The 24,219-nt window shown below is 61.2% G+C and carries 28 protein-coding genes; 16 read left to right on the forward strand and 12 right to left on the reverse strand.

Translation table 11 applies throughout. The features are described from left to right. Nucleotides 1-135 precede the first annotated feature (135 nt). A complete protein-coding gene (gene ntrC / locus B0B52_RS00800; protein WP_077591708.1) occupies nt 136-1,677 on the forward strand; it encodes a nitrogen regulation protein NR(I) in 1,542 nt (513 codons plus the stop codon). A 200-nt stretch (nt 1,678-1,877) separates the two neighbouring features. Continuing rightward, complete coding sequence (locus B0B52_RS00805) at nt 1,878-2,150, forward strand: HNH endonuclease (RefSeq protein ID WP_077591709.1); 273 nt, start codon at nt 1,878-1,880, stop codon at nt 2,148-2,150. A 41-nt stretch (nt 2,151-2,191) separates the two neighbouring features. Here the strand turns inward: B0B52_RS00805 and xth are convergent, their stop codons facing one another. From xth to B0B52_RS00825, 4 genes are all read right to left on the reverse strand, one after another. Continuing rightward, nucleotides 2,192-2,974 carry an exodeoxyribonuclease III gene (xth, locus tag B0B52_RS00810; RefSeq protein WP_077591710.1) on the reverse strand — a complete coding sequence of 261 codons (783 nt, stop codon included), beginning with the start codon at nt 2,972-2,974 and terminating at the stop codon, nt 2,192-2,194. Next, nucleotides 2,971-3,468 (reverse strand): dihydrofolate reductase, encoded by a 498-nt coding sequence (locus B0B52_RS00815; RefSeq protein ID WP_077591711.1) that lies wholly within the window; start codon nt 3,466-3,468, stop codon nt 2,971-2,973. The genes xth and B0B52_RS00815 overlap by 4 nt, the downstream gene beginning before the upstream one ends. Next, on the reverse strand, nt 3,465-3,869 hold the full coding sequence (fosX, locus tag B0B52_RS00820; protein ID WP_077591712.1) for a FosX/FosE/FosI family fosfomycin resistance hydrolase: 405 nt from the start codon (nt 3,867-3,869) through the stop codon (nt 3,465-3,467). The genes B0B52_RS00815 and fosX overlap by 4 nt, the downstream gene beginning before the upstream one ends. A gap of 222 nt (nt 3,870-4,091) precedes the next feature. Continuing rightward, on the reverse strand, nt 4,092-4,922 hold the full coding sequence (locus tag B0B52_RS00825) for a thymidylate synthase (RefSeq protein WP_077591713.1): 831 nt from the start codon (nt 4,920-4,922) through the stop codon (nt 4,092-4,094). 327 nt (nt 4,923-5,249) lie between these two features. On the opposite strand from B0B52_RS00825, the gene B0B52_RS00830 reads away from it, so the two are divergent. The 5 genes from B0B52_RS00830 (at nt 5,250) to B0B52_RS00850 (ending at nt 8,075) form a co-directional block, all read left to right on the forward strand. After that, a complete protein-coding gene (locus tag B0B52_RS00830; protein WP_168173455.1) occupies nt 5,250-5,717 on the forward strand; it encodes a DUF3592 domain-containing protein in 468 nt (155 codons plus the stop codon). A 96-nt stretch (nt 5,718-5,813) separates the two neighbouring features. Further along, nucleotides 5,814-6,203: a hypothetical protein gene (locus tag B0B52_RS00835; RefSeq protein ID WP_077591715.1), complete on the forward strand. Its 390-nt coding sequence runs from the start codon at nt 5,814-5,816 to the stop codon at nt 6,201-6,203. Nucleotides 6,204-6,254: 51 nt separating this feature from the next. Then, nucleotides 6,255-6,785 carry a GNAT family N-acetyltransferase gene (locus B0B52_RS00840; RefSeq protein ID WP_077591716.1) on the forward strand — a complete coding sequence of 177 codons (531 nt, stop codon included), beginning with the start codon at nt 6,255-6,257 and terminating at the stop codon, nt 6,783-6,785. A 12-nt stretch (nt 6,786-6,797) separates the two neighbouring features. Continuing rightward, nucleotides 6,798-7,265 carry a GNAT family N-acetyltransferase gene (locus tag B0B52_RS00845; protein ID WP_077591717.1) on the forward strand — a complete coding sequence of 156 codons (468 nt, stop codon included), beginning with the start codon at nt 6,798-6,800 and terminating at the stop codon, nt 7,263-7,265. 72 nt (nt 7,266-7,337) lie between these two features. After that, nucleotides 7,338-8,075, forward strand: coding sequence for a hypothetical protein (locus tag B0B52_RS00850; RefSeq protein WP_077591718.1), 738 nt, complete (start codon nt 7,338-7,340; stop codon nt 8,073-8,075). 42 nt (nt 8,076-8,117) lie between these two features. Here the strand turns inward: B0B52_RS00850 and B0B52_RS00855 are convergent, their stop codons facing one another. Together B0B52_RS00855 and B0B52_RS00860 are read right to left on the reverse strand one after the other, a co-directional pair. Further along, a complete protein-coding gene (locus tag B0B52_RS00855) occupies nt 8,118-9,530 on the reverse strand; it encodes an FAD-binding oxidoreductase (RefSeq protein WP_077591719.1) in 1,413 nt (470 codons plus the stop codon). A gap of 5 nt (nt 9,531-9,535) precedes the next feature. Continuing rightward, nucleotides 9,536-9,904 (reverse strand): DUF2069 domain-containing protein, encoded by a 369-nt coding sequence (locus B0B52_RS00860; protein ID WP_077591720.1) that lies wholly within the window; start codon nt 9,902-9,904, stop codon nt 9,536-9,538. A gap of 27 nt (nt 9,905-9,931) precedes the next feature. Between B0B52_RS00860 and B0B52_RS00865 the strand changes: the two genes are divergently transcribed. Continuing rightward, on the forward strand, nt 9,932-11,146 hold the full coding sequence (locus tag B0B52_RS00865) for a YihY family inner membrane protein (RefSeq protein ID WP_077591721.1): 1,215 nt from the start codon (nt 9,932-9,934) through the stop codon (nt 11,144-11,146). A 7-nt stretch (nt 11,147-11,153) separates the two neighbouring features. Here B0B52_RS00865 and B0B52_RS00870 read toward each other — a convergent pair whose 3' ends face one another. Next, on the reverse strand, nt 11,154-12,092 hold the full coding sequence (locus tag B0B52_RS00870) for a LysR family transcriptional regulator (RefSeq protein WP_077591722.1): 939 nt from the start codon (nt 12,090-12,092) through the stop codon (nt 11,154-11,156). A 225-nt stretch (nt 12,093-12,317) separates the two neighbouring features. Between B0B52_RS00870 and B0B52_RS00875 the strand changes: the two genes are divergently transcribed. From B0B52_RS00875 to B0B52_RS00890, 4 genes are read left to right on the forward strand one after another with little or no spacing between them, the layout of a single operon-like run. Continuing rightward, the gene (locus tag B0B52_RS00875) at nt 12,318-13,280 is read left to right on the forward strand and encodes a porin (protein WP_254425594.1); all 963 of its coding nucleotides are present in this window, start codon (nt 12,318-12,320) and stop codon (nt 13,278-13,280) included. A 13-nt stretch (nt 13,281-13,293) separates the two neighbouring features. After that, nucleotides 13,294-14,250: a tripartite tricarboxylate transporter substrate binding protein gene (locus B0B52_RS00880; protein ID WP_077591830.1), complete on the forward strand. Its 957-nt coding sequence runs from the start codon at nt 13,294-13,296 to the stop codon at nt 14,248-14,250. A 19-nt stretch (nt 14,251-14,269) separates the two neighbouring features. Further along, nucleotides 14,270-16,135, forward strand: a complete 1,866-nt coding sequence (locus tag B0B52_RS00885; protein WP_254425595.1) for a CocE/NonD family hydrolase — start codon at nt 14,270-14,272, stop codon at nt 16,133-16,135. A 7-nt stretch (nt 16,136-16,142) separates the two neighbouring features. Continuing rightward, a complete protein-coding gene (locus B0B52_RS00890) occupies nt 16,143-17,012 on the forward strand; it encodes an N-formylglutamate amidohydrolase (protein WP_077591724.1) in 870 nt (289 codons plus the stop codon). 168 nt (nt 17,013-17,180) lie between these two features. On the opposite strand, the gene B0B52_RS00895 is transcribed toward B0B52_RS00890, so the two are convergent. Further along, a complete protein-coding gene (locus B0B52_RS00895; RefSeq protein ID WP_077591725.1) occupies nt 17,181-17,522 on the reverse strand; it encodes an Mpo1-like protein in 342 nt (113 codons plus the stop codon). Nucleotides 17,523-17,583: 61 nt separating this feature from the next. Here B0B52_RS00895 and B0B52_RS00900 point away from each other — a divergent pair, with 61 nt between their 5' ends. Next, nucleotides 17,584-17,967: a thioredoxin family protein gene (locus B0B52_RS00900; RefSeq protein WP_077591831.1), complete on the forward strand. Its 384-nt coding sequence runs from the start codon at nt 17,584-17,586 to the stop codon at nt 17,965-17,967. Here the strand turns inward: B0B52_RS00900 and B0B52_RS00905 are convergent. After that, entirely contained in the window at nt 17,959-19,260 is a 1,302-nt protein-coding gene (locus tag B0B52_RS00905) for a cytochrome P450 (protein WP_077591726.1), read from the reverse strand. The genes B0B52_RS00900 and B0B52_RS00905 overlap by 9 nt on opposite strands. A 127-nt stretch (nt 19,261-19,387) precedes the next feature. Here B0B52_RS00905 and B0B52_RS21960 point away from each other — a divergent pair, with 127 nt between their 5' ends. Both B0B52_RS21960 and B0B52_RS00910 read left to right on the forward strand, forming a co-directional pair. Continuing rightward, nucleotides 19,388-19,972 (forward strand): hypothetical protein, encoded by a 585-nt coding sequence (locus B0B52_RS21960; protein ID WP_139351770.1) that lies wholly within the window; start codon nt 19,388-19,390, stop codon nt 19,970-19,972. A gap of 32 nt (nt 19,973-20,004) precedes the next feature. Then, nucleotides 20,005-20,508: a hypothetical protein gene (locus tag B0B52_RS00910; RefSeq protein WP_139351771.1), complete on the forward strand. Its 504-nt coding sequence runs from the start codon at nt 20,005-20,007 to the stop codon at nt 20,506-20,508. A gap of 82 nt (nt 20,509-20,590) precedes the next feature. Here the strand turns inward: B0B52_RS00910 and B0B52_RS00915 are convergent, their stop codons facing one another. The 3 genes from B0B52_RS00915 to B0B52_RS00925 form a co-directional block, all read right to left on the reverse strand. Further along, nucleotides 20,591-20,917, reverse strand: coding sequence for a high-potential iron-sulfur protein (locus tag B0B52_RS00915; RefSeq protein WP_077591728.1), 327 nt, complete (start codon nt 20,915-20,917; stop codon nt 20,591-20,593). A gap of 135 nt (nt 20,918-21,052) precedes the next feature. Next, nucleotides 21,053-21,874 carry an alpha/beta fold hydrolase gene (locus B0B52_RS00920; RefSeq protein WP_077591729.1) on the reverse strand — a complete coding sequence of 274 codons (822 nt, stop codon included), beginning with the start codon at nt 21,872-21,874 and terminating at the stop codon, nt 21,053-21,055. Nucleotides 21,875-22,002: 128 nt separating this feature from the next. Further along, nucleotides 22,003-23,298: an O-acetylhomoserine aminocarboxypropyltransferase gene (locus B0B52_RS00925; protein WP_077591730.1), complete on the reverse strand. Its 1,296-nt coding sequence runs from the start codon at nt 23,296-23,298 to the stop codon at nt 22,003-22,005. Nucleotides 23,299-23,513: 215 nt separating this feature from the next. On the opposite strand from B0B52_RS00925, the gene B0B52_RS00930 reads away from it, so the two are divergent. Further along, nucleotides 23,514-23,978 (forward strand): CBS domain-containing protein, encoded by a 465-nt coding sequence (locus B0B52_RS00930; protein WP_077591731.1) that lies wholly within the window; start codon nt 23,514-23,516, stop codon nt 23,976-23,978. The last annotated feature ends 241 nt before the right edge of the window (nt 23,979-24,219 follow it).

Below are 24,219 nucleotides of genomic sequence, written 5' to 3' on the forward strand. Positions count from 1 at the left end.
GCGCAAACCTTTGTTCAGCAGCACCATGGCTTGATTGAGTGCGAAAGCGTCCCGGGCCGCACGGATTTCAAGTTGCTGATACCTCTGCCTTGAAGTCTGTTTTTACAGATAACGGTCACACAAAGGGACAAGAACATGAAACCGATCTGGATTGTTGATGATGACCAGTCCATCCGGTTTGTACTGGAAAAAGCTTTGCTCCGCGAGGGCCTGCCGACGCGCAGCTTCACCAATCCGCGCGAAGTACTCAATGCTCTGGAAAACGCCACAGAAGAAGACGGCCCCCAGGTTCTCGTCAGCGACATTCGCATGCCCGGCGGCTCGGGCCTCGATTTGCTCGAAAAGGTCAAGGAAAAGCTGCCTGGCCTGCCGGTCATCATCATGACCGCCTTTTCCGACCTGGACAGTGCCGTTTCGGCTTTCCAGGGCGGTGCTTTTGAATACCTTCCCAAGCCTTTCGACTTGCCCAAGGCGGTCGAGCTGATTCGCCGCGCCGTCGAGGAAAGCCAGCGCGAAGAGGTGGACGAAGAGCGCATGGCGGCCACGCCCGAAATGCTGGGCCAGGCGCCCGCCATGCAGGACGTGTTCCGTGCCATCGGCCGTCTGAGCCAGAGCATGGTGACGGTGATGATCACCGGCGAGTCCGGCTCCGGCAAGGAGCTTGTCGCGCGCGCCCTGCACAAACACTCTCCCCGTGCCAACGGCCCTTTTGTGGCCATCAACACAGCGGCCATCCCCAAGGATCTGCTGGAGTCCGAGCTGTTCGGCCACGAGCGCGGTGCTTTCACCGGCGCGCAGACCATGCGCCGCGGCCGTTTCGAGCAGGCTGACGGCGGCACTCTGTTCCTTGACGAGATTGGCGACATGCCGTTTGATTTGCAGACGCGCCTGTTGCGTGTGTTGAGCGATGGAAATTTCTACCGCGTCGGCGGCCACAACGCCGTCAAAACCAATGTGCGCGTGATTGCCGCGACGCACCAGGACCTGGAGCAGCGCGTCAAGGAAGGCGGTTTCCGTGAGGATCTGTTTCACCGCCTCAACGTGATCCGCCTGCGCCTGCCGGCACTGCGCGAGCGGCGTGAAGACGTATTCATGTTGACGCGCCACTTCCTGCAGCAAAGCGCCAAGCAACTGGGCGTGGAGCCCAAGCGCATTTCCGACGCTGCGCTGCAGCAACTGAGTATCTTCGGTTTTCCCGGCAATGTGCGCCAGCTGGAGAACATCTGCCACTGGCTGACCGTCATGGCGCCGGCCCTCGTCATTGAGGCCAAAGATTTGCCACCCGAGGTGCTGGGCGCGGTACCTGAACCGGGGAAGACTCCGGTGCTGATCGAAGGTGGACTTACTCCGCGGCCACAAGCGCTGCCTGTAGAGGTGCCCCGTACCGCTCCGACCGATCAGTTGCATTCCGGCAGCGCTATTGCACCGACGCAGGCGCCCGCACTTCCTGTAATGGAGGGCGGCAGCACGTGGGAAAACGGGCTGGAAGCCGAAGCCATGGCTTTGCTGGCCACCGGCCGCAGCGACGTTTGGGATGTGCTGACGCGGCGTTTTGAGTCCAGGCTGATCCAGACCGCTTTGCTCAACACCCGGGGGCGGCGTATTGAAGCCGCGCAGAAACTCGGTATTGGCCGCAACACCATCACGCGAAAGATTCAGGAGCTTCATCTGGAGTAGACGAGCCCCCACGCTTGTCGCTTCGCGTACTGCGCTGCCCCCGAGGGGGCGCTGCGCCTGCGGCCCGGCGAAGCCGGTTCCGCGGCCCCTGCTTGAATGAAGATCCCGGGTGCTCGTTCACTGCGGGTGACCTCACGCTGGTACTGAGTGCGAATCTGGCCCGGGCGTTTGGACGGCCTACGGTGATTTAAAGTTCGAGCATGAGCCGTTTATCCCTGATCCGAGAAAAAATCTACAGAACTGTCGCACGGCAATTGCATGGCAAGGTGCCGTGCTGGGTGTGTGGCGAGCACGTGCTGCCGGCCGCCGCCACGCTGGAGCACATCCTGCCGCTGAGTGAAGGCGGCAACAGCCATGCAGAAAATCTGGCCATCAGCCATGAGGTGTGTAATGGCCAGCGTCACGCCAAGGGCGTCATCGCCGAGTCGACGGAGTCTCCAGGGCAGGTTGCTCCGCGTTTGATAGTGAAATAGGCCATTGGCCCTTTGTTTACGGATGCAAGCAGCTATATTATTTATAGCAAATTGAATTCTGCCCACACGGGTACGTGGTCACTGGGGCGCTCGTTTTTACGTGGCGCCTTGTCGATCACACAGCTGGTGACGCTGGATTTGAGCGCGTCGCTCACCAGAATGTAGTCAATGCGCAGACCGCGGTTGCGCCGGAAGGCGAACTCCCGGTAGTCCCACCACGAGTAGCTTTTCTCCGGCTGCTCAAACAGGCGGAATGCATCGTGCAGCCCCAGACTTAGCAGCGCCTTCAAATGCTCCCGCTCTTCGGTGGTGTGATGGATGGTCTCGCGCAGGCCTTCGGCGTCGTAAGTGTCGCGGTCGTCGGACGTGATGTTGAAGTCGCCAACCAACACCAGGTTCGGCTGTGCTGCCAGTTCCTCACGCAGCCAGTTGCGCAATCCGTCCAGCCATTTCATCTTGTAGTCGAACTTGTCGGTGCCCGGTGCCTGGCCATTAACGAAATAACCGTTGACCAGGCGCAGATCGCCTTTCGGCGTGTCTAGGGTGACGGCAATCACGCGGGACTGCTCGTCGGTGAACCCCACGATGTTTTTCACGATGTTGCGTGCCGGCGCGCGGCTAAGGATGGCGACACCGTTATAGGTCTTCTGACCAAAGACAGCGCTTTCGTAACCCGCCGCGGCCAGCGCGGCCAGCGGGAACTTGTCATCGCTGAGCTTGAGCTCCTGCAGGCACAGCGCATCAACAGGGTTGGCCGCCAGCCAGTCCAGTACCTGTGGCAGGCGCACGGCCAGGGAGTTGACATTCCAGGTGGCGATTTTCATGGGCGCTCCAGCGTGACAAAACTGAAGGGCAGGCCTTTGGTCGACACGTGCATGCTGCTGCGCGCGGTTTCGCGCCAGCTGTTGCCCAGCGTCGGGGCATAAGCGTCACCCTCAAAGTCCCGCGCAATTTCCGTGACTTCAATGCGGCGGGCCATCGGTTCGGCCTGCGCATAAATTTGCGCGCCGCCGATGACCCAGATGTCCGGGGTGGAACCCGCCCGTTGGAGGGCTTCTTCCAGGCTGCCAACGCGCGTCGCGCCGTCGGCTGCCCAGTCGTCCTGCCGCGTGATCACGATGTTGGTCCGGCCGGGCAGGGGGCGAAACTTTGGCGGCAACGAATCCCAGGTCTTGCGGCCCATGATGACTGGACAGCCATGGGTCAGTTGCTTGAAGTGCGCGAGGTCTTCCGGCACATGCCAGGGCATGGTGCCGTCCTTGCCGATGACGCCATTGGCGGCGCGAGCGAAGATCATGTTGATGTTGGGAGTAGTCATGCGCTGTAGTTCCTGAGCCGCTCTTCGAGCGTTCCTGTGTGCAATTCGAACAGGTGGTTGTCAAAATCATAAAAATACAGCGATTGCCCTTCACCAGGGACGCGCGGGCGAGCCTCCTTGACTTCAGCGCCTATGGCTCGCAGTCGGGCTTCAAAGTAGAGCAGCTCATCCGCCTCAACCTTCAATGCCAGATGTCGGTAGGTACGTTCAGTTGGCGGTTCGCCCTCCATGGCCGCCAGCCAGGTGTCGCCGAGCACAAAAAATTTCTCCCGTGCGAGGGAGAAATTTTTCGCCTTGCTGTCGTAGACCTCTTTTGCACCCAGGCCTTCGCACAAAAAAGTTGCCATGCGATCCAGGTCGCGCACGATGAAGGTGATGTGGCTGACGCCCTGCACAGGCATGGCTACACCTTCGCCTCACCAGCCAGGTAGTTTTCAAAAGTCAAAGGTGTCGGCGCCCAGCGGCATTGCGGCGTGTCGATCCCCGCTACGCGTGGGCCCTCGCCAAGCGCCTTCATACCGTCGCCTCCCGAACGAAGTAGTTTTCAAAAGCCGGAGGAGTCGGCTCCCGGCGGCATTGCGGCGTGTCGATCCCCGCTGCGCGTGGGCCCTCGCCAAGCGCCTTCATACCGCCACCGGCGCCTTGATCGCCGCATGGTGCTGGTAATCAAGAAACTCGAAGTCGTCGAACTCGTAATCAAAGATCGATGCAGGCTTGCGCTTGATTTTCAACGTCGGATAGGGGAAGGGTGCGCGGCTCAGTTGCAGCGCCACCTGTTCAGCGTGGTTGCTGTAGATGTGGCAGTCGCCGCCAGTCCAGATGAAGTCGCCAACGTCCAGGCCGCATTGCTGGGCCACCATGTGCGTCAGCAACGCGTAACTGGCAATATTGAACGGCACGCCAAGGAAAATATCAGCGCTGCGCTGGTAGAGCTGGCAACTGAGCTTGCCCTTGCCGCCTGCTTCAGCCGGTGGTGCTACATAAAACTGAAAAAACGCGTGGCAGGGCATCAAGGCCATCTTCGACAGATCAGCCACGTTCCAGGCGCTGACGATGATGCGGCGCGAGTCGGGGTTGGTCTTCAGGGTCTTGATGACGTCGGCGATCTGGTCGATGTGGCCGCCGTCCGGTGTGGGCCAGCTGCGCCACTGCACGCCATACACGGGCCCAAGGTCGCCGTCCTCGCGCGCCCATTCGTCCCAGATGGTGACGCCGCGTTCCTTCAGCCAGTTGTTGTCACTCGAACCCTGCAGAAACCACAGCAGCTCGTGCACGATGGACTTGAGGTGGACTTTCTTGGTTGTTACCAGCGGAAAGCCCTCGTTCAGGTCAAAGCGCATCTGGTAGCCGAACACGCTTTTGGTTCCGGTGCCGGTGCGGTCGGCCTTGAACACGCCGTGGCCGTCCACATGGCGCATGAAATCTTCGTACTGGGAGCGGATGGGATGGGTCATGGGAAAAAACCAGTCAGCTTGAACCGGGAGAAAACAATACGGAATGTGGCAAGGGCGTGATCAAGGTTTTAATTATGCCCGCAGCACCTGCCTCCCGGGATGGTGGGGTGATCCGAGGCCAGTGCGCCGTGTCGCGGCGGCGCATGAGGGCCGTTTATGATCACATTCATCTCTCAAACCGCCCGAAAGGCGTTGAGGGAGACCTCATTTTTTGTCATGAAAGTTACTCAAGATGAACGTTAATTGGTCGACTCGCGCAGATATGCGGCAGCACCATGTGGCCGCCTCGTTGCGCATGTTCCGCGCCGGTGGCCCTGGATGCTAAGCATGCAGGAAGTGTTGCTATCCATGCTGGTACTTGGCGCTTTCGCGCTGATTGCCTATGGGCTGCACCGGCTGCGGCGAATACGTGCCATCTCAAAGTGGCCCTCGGTCAAGGCCACCGTCGTCAGATCGATCCTTGAAAATTTAACCAGCAGTAACGAGGACGCCCCGCACTTGCGCCCGCGGCTGATGTACGAATATGCATTTCAGGGCAAGACTTTCAGCAGCAGCGTACTGGGGGTTTCTGACTCTGCGTTCGACTTTCATTCGGAGCGCGAGGCCGGGACGTTCATGGGGTCCGTAAGCCGCGGGGCTTCGGTAGATATCCTGGTCGACCTTGCGGCACCTTCTGCCGCGTTTATTGCACCTGGTGCCTCCCGCATGCGCCTGAACCATTACGCGACAGCCGTTGCGTCAGGCGTGTTGATTCTGATCGCGGGCGCTGGTGCTTGGTGGGTGATGCATGCCTGATCGACCAAAATCGGGGAAGATGCTCCGGCGGCAAGGCTTCGCGTGCCGGCTTGCGTTTTTCATTTGAAACCTTAATTTCATTTAACAGGAGAAACCATGAGCGTCGCGTTCTATGTAGTTCTGGACAAGGAAGATCCCGGGTTCGACACGTTTGTGAACGGCAAGGCCTTGGCGAAAGAAGCGCAGAAGCTGGAAGTCATTTCAAAAAAACTGGGTATCCCGACCTTTGAAGACTTTATAACCATGTCTGCCGACGACATTGAAGACATGCTTGGCGAGGAGGTGGACATACCCGGACAGGAGGAGAAGTGGTTCACTCCGGAGGAAGGGCTTGGCTTCATTCAAAAGCTTGCCGACCATATTCGCGTCAACCCCAGCTCAGTCACGAATTCAAAGGCTGTTCTTGAGGACTTGGGTGAGTACGAAGAAGTATTCACGAAGGCCAAGGGGGTTGGTGCCCGCTGGCATCTCAATCTCGACATATGAGCTTTAACAGAGTGGCCAACCAGGCGCCAGCGATAGCCTCCAGGACACCGTATGCGTATTGAACCAGTCTCTGAAACCCAGCATGAGTCGCTGATAGACCTGTTGTGCGAGCTGCACACCTACTACAACGAAGGTTCTGTGGTGTCTCGGGATATGGTGCGAGAACATCTGCTTGAGAACCTCTTGGCCGATAAGTCGCCCCATCGTTTGATTGTGGCTTCTGGAGACGATGCAGAGGTGCTTGGCTTGGCAGCCATCACGCTGGTTTATTCTCTTGTTGACTTTGCCGTGGACAAGCGCAAGCATTGCCAGCTGAAAGAGCTTTATGTGCGCCCCCTGGCGAGAAACCGGGGTGTGGGCAAAGCGCTCATGTCGTGGGTGGCCCGGTATGCCTATGAGAGTGGTTGCCGCCGCATCGACTGGCCCGTCAAGGCATCGAATGCGAGGGGGATTGCCTTCTACGAGAGTCTTGGTGCTGAGCGAATTGTCGAAAGACTCGGCTATAGGCTCTCCGAGCCAAATATGGGGCAACTTGCGTATGAGAACCTGGGCCTTGCAGGAGACGGTTACCTTCAGAGTTAGTTAGGCGTCACGATGATTTCTGACCTTGCAATTCGCTTTGCCACCTTGGCCGATGCAGCTGACATCGCGCACATGTCTCGCGATTCCATCGAGCAGGGTCTGCCCTGGCGCTGGACAGTTGGCCGGGTGAGCCGGACGATCAAGGATCCAAACACAAACGTAGTCGTCGTGGGTGAACCGGATGCCGTTGCCGCGTTCGGAATCATGTTCTACGCCGAGGATGATGCGCACTTGTTACTGCTTGCAGTGCGCAGCACCAGACAACGCCGCGGTATTGGAAGCGCGGTACTCCTTTGGCTGGAAGCTGCAGCGCGATCAGCGGGTGCCAAACGCATTCGCGTGGAGGCTCGAAGGGACAATGATGCCGCCCGAAGCTTCTACAACGAGCATGGCTATCACGAGCGCGTCATCAAAACTGCAATGTACAGCGGCATTGCAGACGGAATCTGCCTTGAGAAATGGTTGGGACGCGATGCCTGACGGGTTGCCCGGTCCGGGTACTCCGGGGCAGAATGCTGCTTTGTTTTGACGCCAGATTCGGGGGAGGAGCCTATGGGTTACTGGGTGAATACGACCTACATCCACCACGGAGACGTCAGCGCGGTTGCCAATGCGCTGGAAGCTGTCTGCCGCACCGAAGGCATGGAGCGAATACCTTCTCCTGTGCAGCGTGAGAGGGCCCTCGTCGAGCCGATGCAGTACGAACGTGCCCTGCACAACGATTTGTGGGGCGCTGCAATTTTCCCAGGGGCTCCGTCATGGACCGTCGTCCAGACAGCCCCCCTTGAGTTGCTGGCCGAACGCGCGGCGGGAGTTCCACGAATGCGTCTTGCCGAGCTCTGCCGCCGGCTCTCGGTATCTGCGTTTCAGCTGAACGTCTATGACAGCACAGGAGCGATTCTTGCGGAAGTGTCGGAGCGTGGTGAGGTTCTGATCTCTGGGTTCAACACGAGCAGCGACGCCGTCGACCCCTTTGAGTGGTACGAAGAACGGCTGAGCGAGGAATTTTTCGAGGCACAGTTCCGGCTCCATCCTTTTCAGGACCTGATTGCTGGCGCCATGTTGGGTGACGACGTGGCCGGCACCGTTGCCCGGCACTTTGGGGCGCAGAACTCTGCCTTTTGCGACAACCTCGTATCCGTCGATACGCTTGTCTGCCACAAGCCGTTCTCTGCGCCTGGCGGCGTGGCTTTGTACTTCAGGTGGCCGGGCCCCAGCCGGCAACGGTATTCATCGTGTGCGTCGTGGGCCGAATATCAGGCGGCGATCGGGGACGCGAAACATCCGTAGAGCCGGACCCGGGCCGCAGGTGCGCCATCTCAGGAGCTAAGGTTACATGCGCAACACACGCCCCGGGTTCATCAGATTCTCCGGGTCCAGCGCCTGCTTGATCGCGCGCATCATGCCCAGGGCTACAGGCGATTTGTGTTGTTCCAGTTTACCCACCTTGAGGCTGCCGACACCGTGTTCGGCGGAAATCGAGCCACCAAATTTCTGTACCGAGTCATAGACCAGGGCATTGACCCGTTCTTCCTGCTCACGCAGGAAGGCGGCGGGGTCGCCTTTGGCAGGCGCCTGCACGTTGTAGTGCAGGTTGCCGTCGCCCAGATGGCCGAAGTTGACGAGGCGCACGCCGGGAATGGCCTTGGTCAGCAGCAAGTTGGTCGCGCGCACAAATTCCGGAATCAGCGAGACCGGCACGGAGATGTCGTGCTTGATGTTCAGGCCTTCCTCGGCCTGGGCCAGCGGAATGCTTTCCCGCAGGTGCCAGAGCTGGCGGGCCTGCTGCAGGTTTTCCGCCACCACGGCGTCCGTGATACAGCCTTCTTCCATGGCCATTTCCAGCAGGCGTTCAAACTGCTCACGCGCATGGGTTTCAGACTCGTGGTCGGAGTTCTCCAGCAGCACGCAAAACGGCGTGTCTTCATGGAAGGGCACGCGTTGTTTGGGAAAATGTTTTGCAACCAGGCTCAGCGCGAACTGGCCCATGACTTCGAAACCTGTCAGGCCGGCACCCAGGTTGCGGTGCGCCAGCCCGAGCAGGGTGACGGCGTCTTCCATGGACGGCACGGCCGCCCACGCGGTCAGCTGCGCCGCGGGCATGGGGTAGAGCTTCATGGTGGCCGCGGTGATGATGCCCAGGGTTCCTTCGCTGCCGATGAAAAGATCGCGCAGGTCGTAGCCGGTATTGTCTTTGCGCAGGCCTGAAAGGCCTTCCCAGATGTCTCCCTGCGCCGTCACTACTTCCAGACCCAGGCACAAGTCACGCGCGTTGCCATAACGAACCACCTGCGTGCCGCCGGCGTTGCTGCCCAGGTTGCCACCTATCGTGCAACTACCTTCTGCAGCCAGGCTCAGCGGAAACAACAGGCCGGCTTTTTCAGCGGTTTCCTGCAGGGTCTGCAAAATGCAACCCGCCTCCACCGTCATGGTCAGGTTGGGCATGTCGAGCGCGCGCACCGCATTCATGCGTTGCAGGCTCAGCACCACCTGCCGGCCGGAATCGTCAGGGGTCGAGCCGCCGACCAGGCCGGTGTTGCCACCCTGCGGCACCAGGCTGATGCCCGCCGCCATGCAGGCTTTGACGACGGCCGCCACTTCGCCGGTATTGCCGGGGCGGACCACGGCCAGTGCCTTGCCGCGCGCGCGTTTGCGCCAGTCCAGCTCCCAGGCCGAGAGGTCACCTTCAGACAATACGTTGGCTGCGCCGACGACGGCGCGCAGGGCAGTGAGGATTTCGTTCATAAGCTTCAGGCGGGAAGGGGGGCTTTTTTAAGGCGGATGCGCACGTGCAGGGCGCAGGCGGTAAACAGCAGCAGGCATAGCGCCACTTCTGTCATGGCGAGGTAGTTGCCGGGCGGTTTGTCGCTCCACGCGCGGACTGCACCCTCGGTGAAATACAGCCACACCATCAGGCTTAGCCAGCGGTAGGTGTACATGCGGTTTTTCAGCAGGCCGGCCAACGGAAAGCACAGTGGCAATACCTTCAGGGCCAGCAGCGAGCCGCCGGGCCGAACCGGCGCGAGCCACATCTCCCAGGCCAGGCCGAGAATGATCAGGGCGCCCAGGCTGCCCACGGCGAGCCAGCGGGTGGCATCGATCTGCGTTGATTTGTTCATAAGTTTGTCGATGGCATGATACCGGGGATGAAATTCCAGCAGTCCCTACAGCAGTTATTGACGGATTTGTCGCATTTCCCCTGGCGCGACACCGCCATCACGCTGCGCCAGCGTTTCCGTGAAGACCATATGGGCCTGACGGCCAGTAGCCTGACCTTCACCACCAGCATTGCACTGGTGCCGTTTTTCACCGTGGCATTGGCTATTTTCACGGCTTTTCCGATGTTTTCCAAGTTGCAGGGCGCCTTGCAGGTCTGGCTGGTTAACAGCCTGATTCCCGACAACATCTCGCGCCAGGTGCTGGGCTACCTCACGCAGTTCGCCAAGCAAGCCAATAAGCTGGGTGTGGCCGGTCTGGCAGTGCTGCTGGTGACGGCGATTGCGCTGATCCTGACGATTGACCGAACGCTCAACGGCATCTGGCGCGTCAAAAAATCGCGGCCGCTCGCCCAGCGCGTGTTGATTTACTGGGCTGCCATCACGCTCGGCCCGCTGGTTTTGGGAGCCAGCCTGGCGCTCACCTCGTACGTGATTTCCGGCTCACGCGGCATGGTCGGCGTCATGCCGGGCAGCGTGCGCGTGTTGCTGGACGTGTTGCAGTTCTTCCTGCTGGCCGGTGGCATGGCGGCGCTTTACCACTATGTGCCCAACACCTTTGTCCGTTGGGCACATGCCTGGGTGGGCGGATTTTTCGTGGCGGCCGGCATTGAAGTGGCCAAAAAAGTTCTTGGCCTATATCTCAGCAGCGTACCGACTTATTCCCTCGTGTACGGCGCTTTTGCCACCTTGCCGATATTGCTGGTGTGGATCTACGTGGCCTGGGTCATTGTGTTGATGGGGGCGGTGATTGCGGCCTACCTGCCCAGCCTGCTGGCTGGTGTGGCGCGGCGCGGCAACAGCCACGGCTGGCAGTTCCAGCTGGCGGTGGAGCTGCTGCAGGAGCTGCACCGCGCGCGCAGCACCACACGTATTGGCATGGAGGGCTCAGAGCTGGCGCGTGCGCTGCAGGTGGACGTGCTGCAGCTGGAACCCGTGCTGGAAACACTGATGGCGCTGGACTGGATCGGCCAGCTGACCGACCCGGACGACGAGCACGAAGCACGCTACCTGTTGCTGGCCGACCCGGATGCCACAGCACTGGAGCCACTGATGGCGCAGCTGCTGCTGAGCCAGGACGCTTCAATGAAAAACTTATGGGAAAACGGCCGTTTTGAGGCGCTTCGCCTGCGCGACGTGATTTGACGGCAGCTTATGACGGCCGGCCGCCATCGATGCGGCGCGTGTAGTCTTCAGGCTTGGCGGCCGCCAGGATGGCATTGACGAGGAGCTGCGAGAACGCTTCGCTCAGAGCCGCCGCCGGTGAATTTTCAATGCTGGCGATACCCAGCTGGTAGCTGATGCGCGGACTGAACGGCCGGCTGGAAAATTCCTTGTCCTTGCAATAACTGGCCAGCAAGGCATTGACGATAGACACACCCATTCCTTGCGCCACGAAGCCGCAGGCCACGCTGACTGAATGGACTTCGATCGCAACGCGCGGCAGCACGCGAGCATGACGAAATGCCATGTCGATTTCGTGGCGGATAAGGCGCTGTCGGCCCAGCAGAATCAGCGAGACATCTTCGAGATCAAGAGGGGCGACGACATCGAGTTTTTCGAGAGGGTGGCCCTTGGGCATGATGCACACGGCGTCTGACTCCAGGCAGGCAATTGCCTGCAAGCCCGGCATCTCCATGGGAAGGCGCACCAAGCCGATATCGGCGTCGCGGCTCAGGATAGCCCGCTCGGTATCGGTATAGGAGCCGGACAGCACCTCCAGCACGACCTGGGGATGCTCGTGCATGAATTTCTTTGCGATTGCGGGCATGAGTTGCGAGGCCAGCGTGCTTGGCACGGCCACCTTCAGCAAGCGCCGCTTGAATCCACCTAGTCGCAGCTGCTCCGAATGGCGCCGGAAGCATTGGGCTGAATCGACCAGGCCATGCGCGTCCTGCAACAGGGCCTCGGCCTCGCGCGTCGGGACCAGTCTGCCTTTCTCCCGGATGAATAGCCGCAGGCCCAAGTCTTCCTCGAGCTGGCCGAGCAGACGGCTGATGGCCGACTGCGACAGCCCCAGGCGTTCGGCGGCACCGGTGGTAGAGCCACTGGCCATGATGGCTTGAAAAGCTTCCAGCTGTTTGAAGTTCATAACCAGTCAGGTGCGAGGTAAGTGCGTGAGACGGTGCCATCTTTGCAGGTCCGTCGTGACGCCGCAAGTGCCACGCAATTCGCATAGGGCAATGCGAAATCATCATACCGTTGTGGGTCGTCGAACCTCACAACACAATCCGCTCCACCAAATTTTTACAACCACGAGGAGTGAGATTCGATGAAGACATGTATGTATGCAGCTGCTGCAGTCGGAGGCAGCTTGATGGCTGCAGCGTTACCGCCCGCAAGCGCCCAGTCGACGCAAATCTATGGTCAGGTGCGCCTGACGGCCAACAGCATCAGCGGCGCCGGTGCGGTTAAGGAGTTGCGCGACAACGCCTCCCGGCTGGGCTTTCGCGGTACCGAGGATCTGGGCGGCGGCCTGGGTGCTTTCTTTGGCCTGGAGATGGGCATTAGCGCCGACGACGGCAGCGGTACGGATCCGCTTTATCGCAACAGCTACACGGGCCTTCGCGGCAGCTTTGGTGCCATTGCTCTCGGCCGGCTGGATTCATCCAACCCGACTGGCTCGCCGCTGTACTCGCAGGTCACTTCCATCGTCTCGTTTGCCGCCAACGACGCCGGCGCGACGGCGATCGGCACCACCATACTGAATGGGCGCAACCGGACGTCCAATTCGATCGGCTACATGAGCCCCAACTGGGGCGGCTTCGACGTTCGGGCACGCTATTACGTGCGCGGTGCGCCGGCGACTCCGAATGTGGAAAACGGCGCCAAGTCGCTGGACCTCGGTTTTAACTATGCCAATGGCCCTTTGCGTGCGGGCATCGGCTTCGCCAGGGATTCGCGTCCTGGAGGGCTGCTGGCCAACGAGTTTTCAGACAAATGGCAGGCTGGCGTGCGCTATGCCTTCGGCCCGGTTGCGCCCTATGTCTTGGTCGGCAAGGATTCGTACAAGAATACGGCGACCAGCCGCGGCGAGGTCGGCTATTGGATCGTCGGCGCGAAATACAGCCAGAATGCGCATTCAGTGGTGCTCAACTTCATGGAGCGCGACGTGCAGACGTCTCGCTCCGGCAAGCGCAAGCGTGAACAGCTTGCCTATGCCTATGCACTTTCCAAGCGCACTGAGCTGCAGGCTTTCATTGATCGTGACGGCGTGGATTCCAGCCGTCGCAACGTCGCAGTCCGGGCCATTGGCGTCGGCATGCGGCACGACTTCTAAAGGGGGCATGATCATGCGCAGTTTCAAACAAGTTCTGGCGGCCGTGCTGGCCGTTCTCATGGTTCAGGGCGCGCTGGCCGCTTACCCCGAAAAACCGATACGTGTGGTGGTACCGTTCCCGGCCGGCGCGGCGGCCGACAACGCCATGCGGGTGGTGGCACTCAAGCTCGGGGCCGAGCTGGGGCAGCCCGTGGTGATTGAAAACAAGGCGGCGGTGCCCGGCATTCAGGCGGCGGCTATGGCGCCGGCCGACGGCTACACTTTTTTGCTGGGTGCTGGCTCGGGCATGGTCACGGGGCCGTTGCTCAAGAGCAAGTTGCCCTACAACCCCACACGCGACTTCGTGCCCGTCGGCCGCATGCTGATCAATGTGCCGATTCTCACTGCCCACCCCTCGCTGGGCGTGCGATCGGTGAAGGAATTGGTTGCGTTGGCCAAGCAAAAACCCGGCCGTCTGGACTACAGCTCCAGCGGGTCGGGCAGCCCCGGCCATCTGTCTATGGAAATGTTCCAGGCCTTGACCGGCACGCACATGGTGCACATTCCGTACAAGGGTGGCGCGCCTGCGGTCAACGAATTGATGGGTGGCCATGTGCATCTGGGCATCAATGCCTTGTCCAGCGTGACGCTCCACGTCAAAAGTGGCAAGCTGGTGCCGCTGGCGGTGGCCAATGCCAAGCGAACGCGCACCTTGCCGGATGTGCCAACCATGGCCGAGGCCGGCGTTACGGGCTTCGAATATGACATCTGGTATGCGCTGTTCGCCCCGGCGCGTACGCCACCGGATATCGTTTCCAGGGTTAGCGCCGCGCTGCAACGCGTGTTGACCGATCAGGACGTGGTTCGGCAACTGACGGAGCAGGGCGCCGATGCTGCGCCCAGTAGCGCGCAGGAACTGGCCCGTTTCATCCAGGAAGACACGGCACGCTGGTCCAAGATCATCAAGGACCGTAACCTCAAAGTGGATTGACGGGTTGCAGATGATCTCTATGAACCTGGAAGAAAACCAACTCGAAATGGCGAATGTGGTGAAGACCACGACCATGGTCGCCATGCGCGACGGCGTACGTCTGGCCACCGACGTCTATTTGCCCGCGACGGGCGGACCGTTCCCTGTATTGCTGGAACGGACGCCCTACGGCAGAAACGCCGAGACGCGGCGTGAGCGAACAGCCGTCTATGACCAGCCAATGCGCCGCGGCGAAGTGGCAGAGCAGTTCGCGCGGTACGGCTACGCGGTGGTGGTGCAGGATTGCCGCGGCCGCTTCGATTCCGAAGGGCGCTTCACCAAGTACCTGGGCGAGGCGAACGACGGTGCCGACACTCTGGCCTGGCTCACCAGCCAGAGCTGGTGCAATGGGCGCGTGGGAACCTATGGCCTTTCCTATGCCGCCCACACCCAAACCGCACTGGCCAGCCAGCGGCCTGCTGGCTTGACCGCCATGTTCCTTGAGTGCGGTGGGTTTTCCAACGCCTACCGGGGCGGCATTCGGCACGGCGGCGCCTTTGAGCTCAAGCAAGCCACTTGGGCTTTCAAGAACGCGCAGTGTCTCGAGACGGATGCACACGACACTGCCACCATGCAGGCGCTTGCCGCCGAAGACATCGGGGCCTGGTTTGCGGCCCTGCCATGGCGGCGCGGGCATTCGCCGTTGAAGTGGGTGCCGGAATACGAGGACTATCTGTTCGAGCAGTGGGAACGCGGCACCTTTGATGATTATTGGCGCCAGCCCGAGTTGTATGCCGCTGGCCACTATGACGTGTTCGACGGCATCCCGGTCATGCTGATGTGCGGCTGGTGGGATCCCTACGCTCAGACCACCACCGACAACTATGTCGGCATTTCACGTCGCAAGAATGGTGTCGCGCGCATGGTGCTCGGGCCCTGGACGCACGGCGAACGCAGCGTCACCCATGCCGGCGATGTCGACTTTGGGCCGCAGGCTTGCCTCGATGGCGTGTTGGCCGCCAACTATGTACAAATGCGTCTGGCCTGGTTCGACCGTTGGCTGCAGGGGCAGGTGCAGGAGTCGGCGGCCGATCCGGTGGTGCGCTACTTCCGCATGGGTGGCGGTTCAGGTGGCCGAACGGCCGAGGGCCGGCTCGATCACGGTGGCGGCTGGCTCAGCGCCAGTGACTGGCCTGTGCCGGGTACGCGGTTCGTGCCCTGGTATTTGCACGGCGACGGCACACTGGCGGTGCGGCCTGCTGAGCAGGGCAGCGTGCTGGAGTATGAGTTCGATCCTTCCGACCCGGTGCCCACGATTGGCGGCTCCATCACCTCCGGCGAGCCGCTGATGACCGCCGGCGCCTACGACCAGCGCACCCACGAAAACATTTTCGGCGCAGGACTCCCCTACGGGCCGCTGTCGGAGCGCGATGACATCCTGGTGTTCCAGTCGCCACCGCTCGAGCAAGACCTCGAAGTCACGGGGCCGGTGGTGATCAAGCTGTGGATTTCCTCAAGCGCGCCGGACACCGACTTCACCGCCAAGCTCATCGACCTTTACCCACCCAGCGTCGACTACCCGGAAGGTTATGCGATGAACATCACGGATGGCATTCTGCGTTGCCGCTACCGGCGATCCTGGGAACACCCCGAGATGCTGACGCCCGGCGAAGTAGCTGAAATCACGATTGAGCCCATGCCTACGTCAAACCTGTTCAAGAAGGGCCACCGTATTCGCCTGGACATTTCAAGCAGCAATTTTCCGCGCTTCGACGTAAACCCGAACACCGGCGCGCCCGAGGGCGGCGGCAGCGAGCGCGTGAAGGCGCTCAACCGCGTGCATCTGGGCGGCGCCGAGGCTTCCCATATCCTCCTGCCGGTTGTGCCGGGGCGAGCTGGCCTCTGAACAAACCATGCAAGACAAGCCGTACCACTTAACCGCCGCTCACATGGCGGGCTGCTCGCCGCTGGTAGTGGACTCGCCGCACAGCTGGCTGGAATGGCCCGTCTCCACGCCGACCATCGCGCCCGCATCAGCGCTGCGCCGCACCTGTGATGCCTTTGTCGACGCAATCTGGGTGGAGGCAACCTGCGGGCGGGTACCCGTGCTGGCCGCGCGCTTTCATCGTGCCTGGATCGACGCCAACCGCGCGCGGGATGACATTGACCCGGCGTTGCTGGCGGGCCCCTGGCCGGACGCGCTGCGGCCGACCTTAAAGTCCGAACGCGGACAGGGCTTGGTCTGGCGCGATGCGCAGCCGGGCGTTCCTCTGTACGCGGCGTCGTTGGCACCGCAGGAAGTCCGTCGCCGCATCGAAGCACACCATGAGCCCTATCGCAAGGAGCTGGTTCGCCTGCATAAGGCTGCGCTGGAAAACCGTGGCTGGGTCTGCCATGTCAACGCGCATTCGATGAAAAGCGTGGGCAACGGCATGAACGACGACAACGGGCAACGTCGGCCCGATATCGTGCTCAGCGACCGGGATGGCACTAGCGCCGACCCTCGGCTGGTGCAGGCGCTGGCCGTTTCGTTGCGCGCACAGGGCCTGGGGGTGCAGATCAACTACCCCTATCCGGGAGGCGACATTCTGCGCGTCTTCGGCGACCCCGCGCGCGGCTGTCACAGCCTGCAGGTGGAGATAAATCGCAGCCTCTACATGGACGAAGTCAACGTCGCCCCGCACGCGGGGTATCCGCGGCTCGTCGAAGCGCTGCGGCATGCCGTGGACGAGCTGTCGGCGGATCTGGGGGGCGAACTGGGCCGCGCCTTGGGTCCTATTTAGGCAGCGACACACGGCGCGTGCAAGAAACCGCTAAAGCGCCCATGAGGTCGAACCGCTGTTGCCAGTCGCACCGAAAATTGCGTAAACCGTCCCTTAAGTGCGGAGGTGGAATTAAGGGAGAAGGGCATGGGCCAATCGGGAGGGCTTCGTGTCCTAGCGGCGCAGTCATCAAATCTTGACTTTGCCGCTCCAGATGTCTTTGTACATCGCCCAGTCGCCCATGAAGCTGTACAGCGGGCGCTTGAACGAAGCGGGCTTGTTTTTTTCAAAAACGAAGTGCCCAACCCAGGCAAAACCGTAACCACATAACAGGCCTGCCAGCAGCCACCAGGGGTTGCGCGTGACCACCAATGCGGCCAGACACAGCAGAGAAAGGCTGGAGCCTGCGAAGTGCAGGCGGCGGCAGGTGCGGTTGCTGTGCTCTGTCAGATAGAAGGGGTAAAACTCGGCAAAGCTCTTGAAGGCCTTGGCGTCTGCCGCAAGCGGCGCGGTGGGGGTGGTGCTGTCCATGGGGGTGTCTCCGGAAGTCCTTGTGCAGGCCATCATAGCCACGCGGCCGCACAATTGCACCATGCCTGATTCCTCCCTGTCCCAGCCCTCCGGGCCTGCTGCCCGGCGCTGGGTGGCCTGCCTGTGCGCCGACTGGTGCGGCACCTGCCGGGATTACCGGCCTGTGTTCGACCAGATGGCTGCGGAGCACCCGGGTATGCCTTTCCTCTGGCTGGACATTGAAGACCAAGCCGCACTGGTGGGTGATCTCGACATCGAAACTTTCCCCACCCTGCTGGTTGCCGACGGTGCCGCACTGCGCTTCGCCGGCCCGATGCTGCCGCATGCGGGCACGCTGGCGCGTCTGCTGGATTCGCTTGAGGCCAAAGGAACTGCCATCCCCGTGGCCGATGCGGCCCTGGGAGCCTTGGTGCAGGCGTTGTACCGGCAGCTCAGTTCAGCGTGAACTGGTGCTGAAGGGTGCTTTCAAAAATCCCCTGAAGCGGGCCCGGCCGCCGCGTGTGGGTGCGGCCGTGAGCCGGTAGTCCGGGAAACGCTGCAGGAAACGGCCGATGGCGATGCGGCCCTCCAGCCGCGCCAGGCTCAGGCCGGCGCACTGGTGGATGCCGAAACCGAAAGCGAGGTGGCGGTTTTCCTGGCGCGCCAGGTCCAGCTGCTCGGGGTGGGCAAACTGCGCCGGGTCGCGGTTGGCCGCACCTATGCACAGGGTCAGCAGCGCACCTTCGGGCAGGTCCACGCCGCCGACGGTGCAGGCCTTGAGAGCGCGCCGGTTGCCCAGCTGGTTGGACGACTCAAAACGCAGAAATTCGTCGATTTCCATAGGCAAATCGGCCGTTGGCCCTTGTAGGCCGGGCGCAGACAGCTTCACTTTTGATAGCAAATGCTGCTTCGCCGCCGGCCACTCCTGCAGCGCCACCAGCGCGTTGCCGATCAGGTTGGTGGTGGTCTCGTGGCCGGCGTTGAGGATGAACACACAGTTTTGCAGCAGTTCGGTTTCGCTGAGTTTTTCGCCCGCATCCTCGCCCTGGATCAACCGCGTCAGCACGTCGTGCTCCGGATCACCGGGATGCCTGCGGCGTTCGGTGACCAGCGTTGTCAGATAAGCGGTGAACTCGCTGACGCTGCGGTTGCCCAGCGCTTCCTGCTCCGCCGTGAGCTTGGGCTCCAGCGCGCCGAGGATGGCCAGCGACCATTCGCGCAGCGGTCCGCGGTCAGCATGCGGCACGCCCAGCAGGTTGCCGATGATCTCCACCGGAATCGCCGAGGCAAAGTCTTCAATCAGGTCGCCACCGCCCTTGGCCTCCATGGCGTCCAGCAGGCCGTCCACCAGCGTGATGAGGCCCGGCTCCATGTCGGCAATCGCCCGGCGTGTCAGCGCGCCCATGATCAGCTTGCGCACCCGCGTGTGCAGCGGCGGATCGTTGAACACCAGGCTGGTCGTGTGGTGCTCCAGAAGCGGCGCGCCGGCGCCGTACTTGGGCGTGAACTCCACTTTCTTGTCCGAGCTGAAGGTCTGCGCGTCGCGGTACACCGCCACCAGGTCGGCGTAGCGGGTCAGGAAATAGGAGCCATCGGGCATGCGCCGCACTGGCTCGGTTTCGCGCAGCCGGGCGTAGACGGGGTAGGGGTTGGCGTAGAAGTCCGGGGGCAGGGCGCGCAGATCGAGGCTGGCGGCGATGTCCGCGGCCCGCTGCCCGGACAGCAGTGGTGTGATCTCGAATGGGACCGGATGGGGCATACGTGAATTCTGGCACGATGCTTTTTTGCTAGGAGAACATTGATCCGCGATGTTGAGAGCGAATACTCTCCGCTTATAGTTGCGCTTGCCATCTCAAAAGAAACTAAAAAGCCCTCGGGAGGGGTATATGAAGAACATACTTTCCATTCTTGCAGCCGCAGCTATTTCTGGGTGTGCATCGGGTCCACTGGATGTTCCCGGAACTTTTCTTCCTCCGCAACATTACCAGGCATTGGCGTCCGCACCGCTGTGTTGCAAGTCATATGGCGACATTCATTACGCTCCTTTGCAGCGCGGGAGGACAAGCGATGCACTGGTTTTGCCAACATCACCAGTGTTTGAGTTCGACGGCAGGCGCAGTTTTTTTGCGGCTTTTGAATTGGCGGGTGGAGTAAACCGGATATTGACGGTCACCACCGAACCGGTGAATCTGACGTGGAATCCGGTCGGCCATGTGATGGTGCCTTCAGTGCTGTTTCTTGATCCTGACCACAAAAAAATTGAGCTTGTGCAACCGCAGTATGCAGTCCAGGCGAAAGAGCCTGGAGCACGGGCACTCTTGACCGTTCCGAATGGCGCCCGGTATGCGGTATTGCTAAGCGGCACCGGCACTTCAGGTATTTCATGGCCTGATAGCGACCAGCGGTCTGGACAGCTTTTTATCAGGAGTGGGCCGACAGGAAAAATCGGTGTATTGCTGTTGGGGGGATGAAATTGGCGGAACTACGGAAAGGAGAGGGAAAAATGATTAATGCTATGAAGATTGTTGGTGGACTTTTGCTTGGGCTGTCTCTGCACGGTTGTGCAACTTATAAGCCGGTTCCCGAGGGCTACACAGGACCGGTGGCGGTCGTGGCGGACTCCGGTACGCCGGGTGATGGAAGAAAATCAGTGATTTTTGCCATGATGGATGTGGACGGCCAAGCCATTTCCACCAGCTTTGGTGCTTCGGCGAGCGCGAGCTACGGCCAAGGTGCCTCGCTGACGACCCGGTTTATTGCCCGTCCTGTTCCGGCCAAGCCCATGAAGGTCAGGTTGAAGGGGTCACACATCACAGGCGCACCTATCCATGCCATGGCCAGCCAGATTGCGGGCACTTTTTTCTCGGTGGAGGGCGTGGTGGACTTCACCCCCGTAGCCGGCGGAAGCTACGTTGTTAAAGGCGAGCTGAAGAAGGGGGCGTCTTCGGTTTGGATCGAAGACCGCGCAACCGGCTTGCCCGTCACTGAAAAAATCGTCGAGAAATAAGCGGAGCCGCTGCTGGCTGAGCCACTCGCTCAGGTCCGCAGAAAATCCCGCAGCACGCGATATGCGCAGGCGGTGGACAGCGTCAGGCGGCTTTCTTCGCCCAGGCGCTGCACCAGCCCTTGGCCGCGACCTGCTTGCCGGCGAACAGGGGGCAAGCTGCTGCCGCGTCGGTCGTCTTGCCTTGGTACAGCGCGCAGTTGGCGCAGTTCTGCCCGGCGGCGTACTTGGGGTATTTCTTGGTGTCGGTCTTGCTGCCGTCGGCCTTGTAGCCCAGGGCAACGGCGTTGGCGTCGGTGTCCTTGACCATGGGCGCCGCTGCCGTCTGGGACAGCGCCAGACTGCTGGCAGTCAGCGCTCCGCTGGCGGTAAGGGCGTGGATCACAAAGGTGCGGCGTGTGGTAGGTGTCATGGCAATCGTGGATGTAGTTGTATGTAAGGCTTTGCCACTGTACCGGCCGGTCACCACCGGAACTTGATGGTAATCAACAGATGAGCGCATTCTCCGGACGTCCCCGACGCGCGGCGCCGCGCTTTGCCCTTCATGTCACGGATTTTTCAGAAAATCCCGCATCGCAAACAGTGTTTCTTCGGGCGCCTCGGTCATCTGGTGGTGGCCGACCGGGACGCTGACCAGCTGCACGGTTTTGCCGCTGGCCTGCGCTTTGGCTATCAGCGGCTGTGCCGCTTTGGCCTGCGTCATCTGGTCCTGTGCGCCCAGCACAAAGAGAACAGGGCAGGTGATCTGCGCGATGGCGTTGTCGCCGTTGGCATAACTGTCGCAAGCCTTGAAGCCGCGGTGGAACACGTTGGCTTTGGTGTTGCTGGCCAGCACGCGCCGGCCCAGGGCCATGCTGGCGCCATAGACCCAGGTGCCCGGGCCCAGCGCCGAGGGCGGCGCGGCCAGGGTGCTGCGAGAAAACACATTGACCATGGTCAGGGCCTTCAGGGGTTCGTTCAGGGCGGCGTCAAGCAACACCTGCGAGACCTTCATCGGGTAAGCGGTGCCGACCAGCACGAGGTGGCTCACGCGCTCTTTCAACCGGGATGCGGCTTCCAGCGCAATCAGTGAACCCCAGCTGTGGCCAACCAGGGCCGCGCGCTGGACGCCGGCTGCATCCAGCAGCGCAATCACGAATTCCGCGGCTTCTTCCACGCTGGCGGGCGCTTCGCCCCCGCTTTTGCAGTGGCCCGGCAAGTCCACCGCGAGCACGTTCCAGCCATGGTTGGCGAGGTAGCGGCTTTGCAAAGCCCAGACACTGTGGTCGTTGATCACGCCGTGGATGAAAACCACGCTAGGTTTGGCGGCGTCAAAAGGTTTGCCGCCGGTGTAGCAATAGGTGTTGTGGCCGTTGACTTGCAAATACATTTTTGTTTCCTGTCCCTGTGTGGGTGTCTCTATGGCTGTCATCCCGAACTCGATCCGGGATCCATGGCTACGCTCTCACTCAGTGCGGCATGGATTGCGGGTCAGGCCCGCAATGACAAGCTTGATGTTCATGCCTTTTCAGCCGCCTTCAGCGCCCGCTTCAGGTCGTCGATCAAATCGTCCGGGTCTTCCAGGCCGATGGACAGGCGGATGGTGCCCTGCGTGATGCCGGCGCCCGCCAGCGCTTCGTCGGTCATGCGGAAGTGCGTAGTGCTGGCCGGGTGAATCACCAGGCTGCGGCAGTCGCCGACGTTGGCCAGGTGGCTGAACACCTTGAGGGTTTCGATGAAGGCCTTGCCCTGCTCGCGGTTGCCCTTGATATCGAAGCTGAAGACCGAACCGGCGCCGCGCGGCAGCAGTTTTTTGGCCAGCGCGTGGCTGGGGTGGCTTTCCAGCATCGGGTGGCCGACGCGCGAGACCATCGGGTGGCTGGCCAGGAAGGCCACCACTTTTTCGGTGTTGGACATGTGCCGCGCCATGCGCAGGGGCAGGGTTTCAATGCCCTGCAGGATCAACCAGGCGGTGTGCGGGCTCATGCAGGCGCCGAAGTCGCGCAGGCCTTCCCGGCGGGCGCACAGCAAAAAGGCGCCGACGGTGCTTTCTTCGCTGAACACCATGTTGTGAAAGCCGTCATAGGCCTCGGTCAGCTCGGCGAACTTGCCGGACTTTTCCCAGTCGAAGCTGCCGCCGTCAACCACAATGCCGCCAATGACGGTGCCATGGCCGCTTAAAAACTTGGTGGCCGAGTGGTAGACCAGGTCGGCGCCGTGGTCGAAGGGCTTGACCAGCCAGGGCGAAGTCAGCGTCGAGTCCACCAGCAGCGGCACGCCGGCTTCATGTGCGATGGCGGAGACGGCGGGCATGTCCAACACGTCCAGCCCGGGGTTGCCCACGGTTTCGCCGAAAAAGAGCTTGGTGTTGGGCCGTACCGCTGCGCGCCACCCGTCAATGTCGCCGGGCTTGACGAAAGTCGTCTCAATGCCGAAGCGACGCATGGTGTAGTGCAGCAGGTTCTGGCTGCCGCCGTACAGCGCGGTCGAGGCGACGATGTGCGAGCCCGCACCCATCAGCGTGGCAATGCTCAGGTGCAGCGCCGCCTGACCGCTGGCCGTGGCAATCGCGCCTATGCCGCCTTCCAGCGCGGCCACGCGCTGTTCCAGCACCGCGTTGGTCGGGTTGCTGATGCGCGAATAGACATGGCCGGCGCGCTCCAGATTGAACAGGCTGGCGGCGTGGTCGCTGGACTCGAAGACAAACGAGGTCGTCAGGTGGATGGGCACGGCGCGCGCGCCGGTGGCCGGGTCGGGCGCGGCACCGGCATGCAGGGCCAGTGTGTCAAAGCCCGGGTCAGAGTAACCAGACATGGTGTCTCCAGGAAAATTGGGGGGAGCGGCATTCACACTGAAACAAATCGAGGTGGCCTGCCAGCGGATTGTGGGCTATATTTGAACTGAATTTCCCTCGGGGACGTACCGGGAGAATACCCAGACATGAGACAGAAAATTCAGGACACGCGACATGGTTTGGAGTGGTCGACGCCCAAGCAGTCCCGAAACCAATTGAAATACAGGAGATCACCATGAAAGTACTCGACATCCTGCGCGTCAAAGGCAACACGCTTTTTACCGTACAGCCCAATGAACCCCTGTCCAAGGCGACACAAATCATGGCGGAGAAAGACATCGGGTCCCTCGTCGTCATGGAGCACGGTGATTTGGTGGGCATGCTGACTTTCCGGGAAGTGATTCTGTGCCTCGTCAAAAACGGCGGCGAAATTGGCACCACGCTGGTACGCACAGCCATGGACGACGCGCCACTGACCTGCACGCCAGACACCGAGATCGACGAAGTACGCCGGATGATGCTGGGCCGCCATGCGCGCTACATGCCCGTGCTCAACAAGAAAGTCCTCGAAGGTGTGATCTCGTTTTATGACGTCGCCAAGGCCGTAGTCGATGGCCAGAACTTCGAGAACAAGATGCTCAAGGCCTACATTCGCGACTGGCCTTCTGAAGAAGACGAGACGCCAGAGACCAAGCTCTGAAGGTCGGTAGAGTTTCTTCCCGAGGCTGATTCGGGGGTCTCTTTCTTTCAACTGTGCGTGGTGTGCCAGCTGGCCGGGGGTAGCCCGGCGGCTACTCACTTTCTTTTGCGTCGCCAAAAGAAAGTAAGCAAAGAAAAGGCGACCCCGCTGCCCGCGTCCCTCCGCTTTGCTGCGGACAACCTGCGGTGCTCGGTCCAGCCGGGGCCGGGCTCGAACTCGCTACGCTCAGACAATCGCCCGT

The organism is Polaromonas sp. A23 (genome assembly GCF_002001015.1).
Taxonomy (GTDB): Bacteria; Pseudomonadota; Gammaproteobacteria; order Burkholderiales; family Burkholderiaceae_C; genus Polaromonas.

Coding starts and splice junctions, on each gene's coding strand:
- ntrC (WP_077591708.1), top strand. CDS start 136: ATGAAACCGATCTGGATTGTTGATGATGACCAGTCCATCCGGTTTGTA.
- B0B52_RS00805 (WP_077591709.1), top strand. CDS start 1,878: ATGAGCCGTTTATCCCTGATCCGAGAAAAAATCTACAGAACTGTCGCA.
- xth (WP_077591710.1), bottom strand. CDS start 2,974: ATGAAAATCGCCACCTGGAATGTCAACTCCCTGGCCGTGCGCCTGCCA.
- B0B52_RS00815 (WP_077591711.1), bottom strand. CDS start 3,468: ATGACTACTCCCAACATCAACATGATCTTCGCTCGCGCCGCCAATGGC.
- fosX (WP_077591712.1), bottom strand. CDS start 3,869: ATGCCTGTGCAGGGCGTCAGCCACATCACCTTCATCGTGCGCGACCTG.
- B0B52_RS00825 (WP_077591713.1), bottom strand. CDS start 4,922: ATGACCCATCCCATCCGCTCCCAGTACGAAGATTTCATGCGCCATGTG.
- B0B52_RS00830 (WP_168173455.1), top strand. CDS start 5,250: ATGCAGGAAGTGTTGCTATCCATGCTGGTACTTGGCGCTTTCGCGCTG.
- B0B52_RS00835 (WP_077591715.1), top strand. CDS start 5,814: ATGAGCGTCGCGTTCTATGTAGTTCTGGACAAGGAAGATCCCGGGTTC.
- B0B52_RS00840 (WP_077591716.1), top strand. CDS start 6,255: ATGCGTATTGAACCAGTCTCTGAAACCCAGCATGAGTCGCTGATAGAC.
- B0B52_RS00845 (WP_077591717.1), top strand. CDS start 6,798: ATGATTTCTGACCTTGCAATTCGCTTTGCCACCTTGGCCGATGCAGCT.
- B0B52_RS00850 (WP_077591718.1), top strand. CDS start 7,338: ATGGGTTACTGGGTGAATACGACCTACATCCACCACGGAGACGTCAGC.
- B0B52_RS00855 (WP_077591719.1), bottom strand. CDS start 9,530: ATGAACGAAATCCTCACTGCCCTGCGCGCCGTCGTCGGCGCAGCCAAC.
- B0B52_RS00860 (WP_077591720.1), bottom strand. CDS start 9,904: ATGAACAAATCAACGCAGATCGATGCCACCCGCTGGCTCGCCGTGGGC.
- B0B52_RS00865 (WP_077591721.1), top strand. CDS start 9,932: ATGAAATTCCAGCAGTCCCTACAGCAGTTATTGACGGATTTGTCGCAT.
- B0B52_RS00870 (WP_077591722.1), bottom strand. CDS start 12,092: ATGAACTTCAAACAGCTGGAAGCTTTTCAAGCCATCATGGCCAGTGGC.
- B0B52_RS00875 (WP_254425594.1), top strand. CDS start 12,318: ATGGCTGCAGCGTTACCGCCCGCAAGCGCCCAGTCGACGCAAATCTAT.
- B0B52_RS00880 (WP_077591830.1), top strand. CDS start 13,294: ATGCGCAGTTTCAAACAAGTTCTGGCGGCCGTGCTGGCCGTTCTCATG.
- B0B52_RS00885 (WP_254425595.1), top strand. CDS start 14,270: ATGAACCTGGAAGAAAACCAACTCGAAATGGCGAATGTGGTGAAGACC.
- B0B52_RS00890 (WP_077591724.1), top strand. CDS start 16,143: ATGCAAGACAAGCCGTACCACTTAACCGCCGCTCACATGGCGGGCTGC.
- B0B52_RS00895 (WP_077591725.1), bottom strand. CDS start 17,522: ATGGACAGCACCACCCCCACCGCGCCGCTTGCGGCAGACGCCAAGGCC.
- B0B52_RS00900 (WP_077591831.1), top strand. CDS start 17,584: ATGCCTGATTCCTCCCTGTCCCAGCCCTCCGGGCCTGCTGCCCGGCGC.
- B0B52_RS00905 (WP_077591726.1), bottom strand. CDS start 19,260: ATGCCCCATCCGGTCCCATTCGAGATCACACCACTGCTGTCCGGGCAG.
- B0B52_RS21960 (WP_139351770.1), top strand. CDS start 19,388: ATGAAGAACATACTTTCCATTCTTGCAGCCGCAGCTATTTCTGGGTGT.
- B0B52_RS00910 (WP_139351771.1), top strand. CDS start 20,005: ATGATTAATGCTATGAAGATTGTTGGTGGACTTTTGCTTGGGCTGTCT.
- B0B52_RS00915 (WP_077591728.1), bottom strand. CDS start 20,917: ATGACACCTACCACACGCCGCACCTTTGTGATCCACGCCCTTACCGCC.
- B0B52_RS00920 (WP_077591729.1), bottom strand. CDS start 21,874: ATGTATTTGCAAGTCAACGGCCACAACACCTATTGCTACACCGGCGGC.
- B0B52_RS00925 (WP_077591730.1), bottom strand. CDS start 23,298: ATGTCTGGTTACTCTGACCCGGGCTTTGACACACTGGCCCTGCATGCC.
- B0B52_RS00930 (WP_077591731.1), top strand. CDS start 23,514: ATGAAAGTACTCGACATCCTGCGCGTCAAAGGCAACACGCTTTTTACC.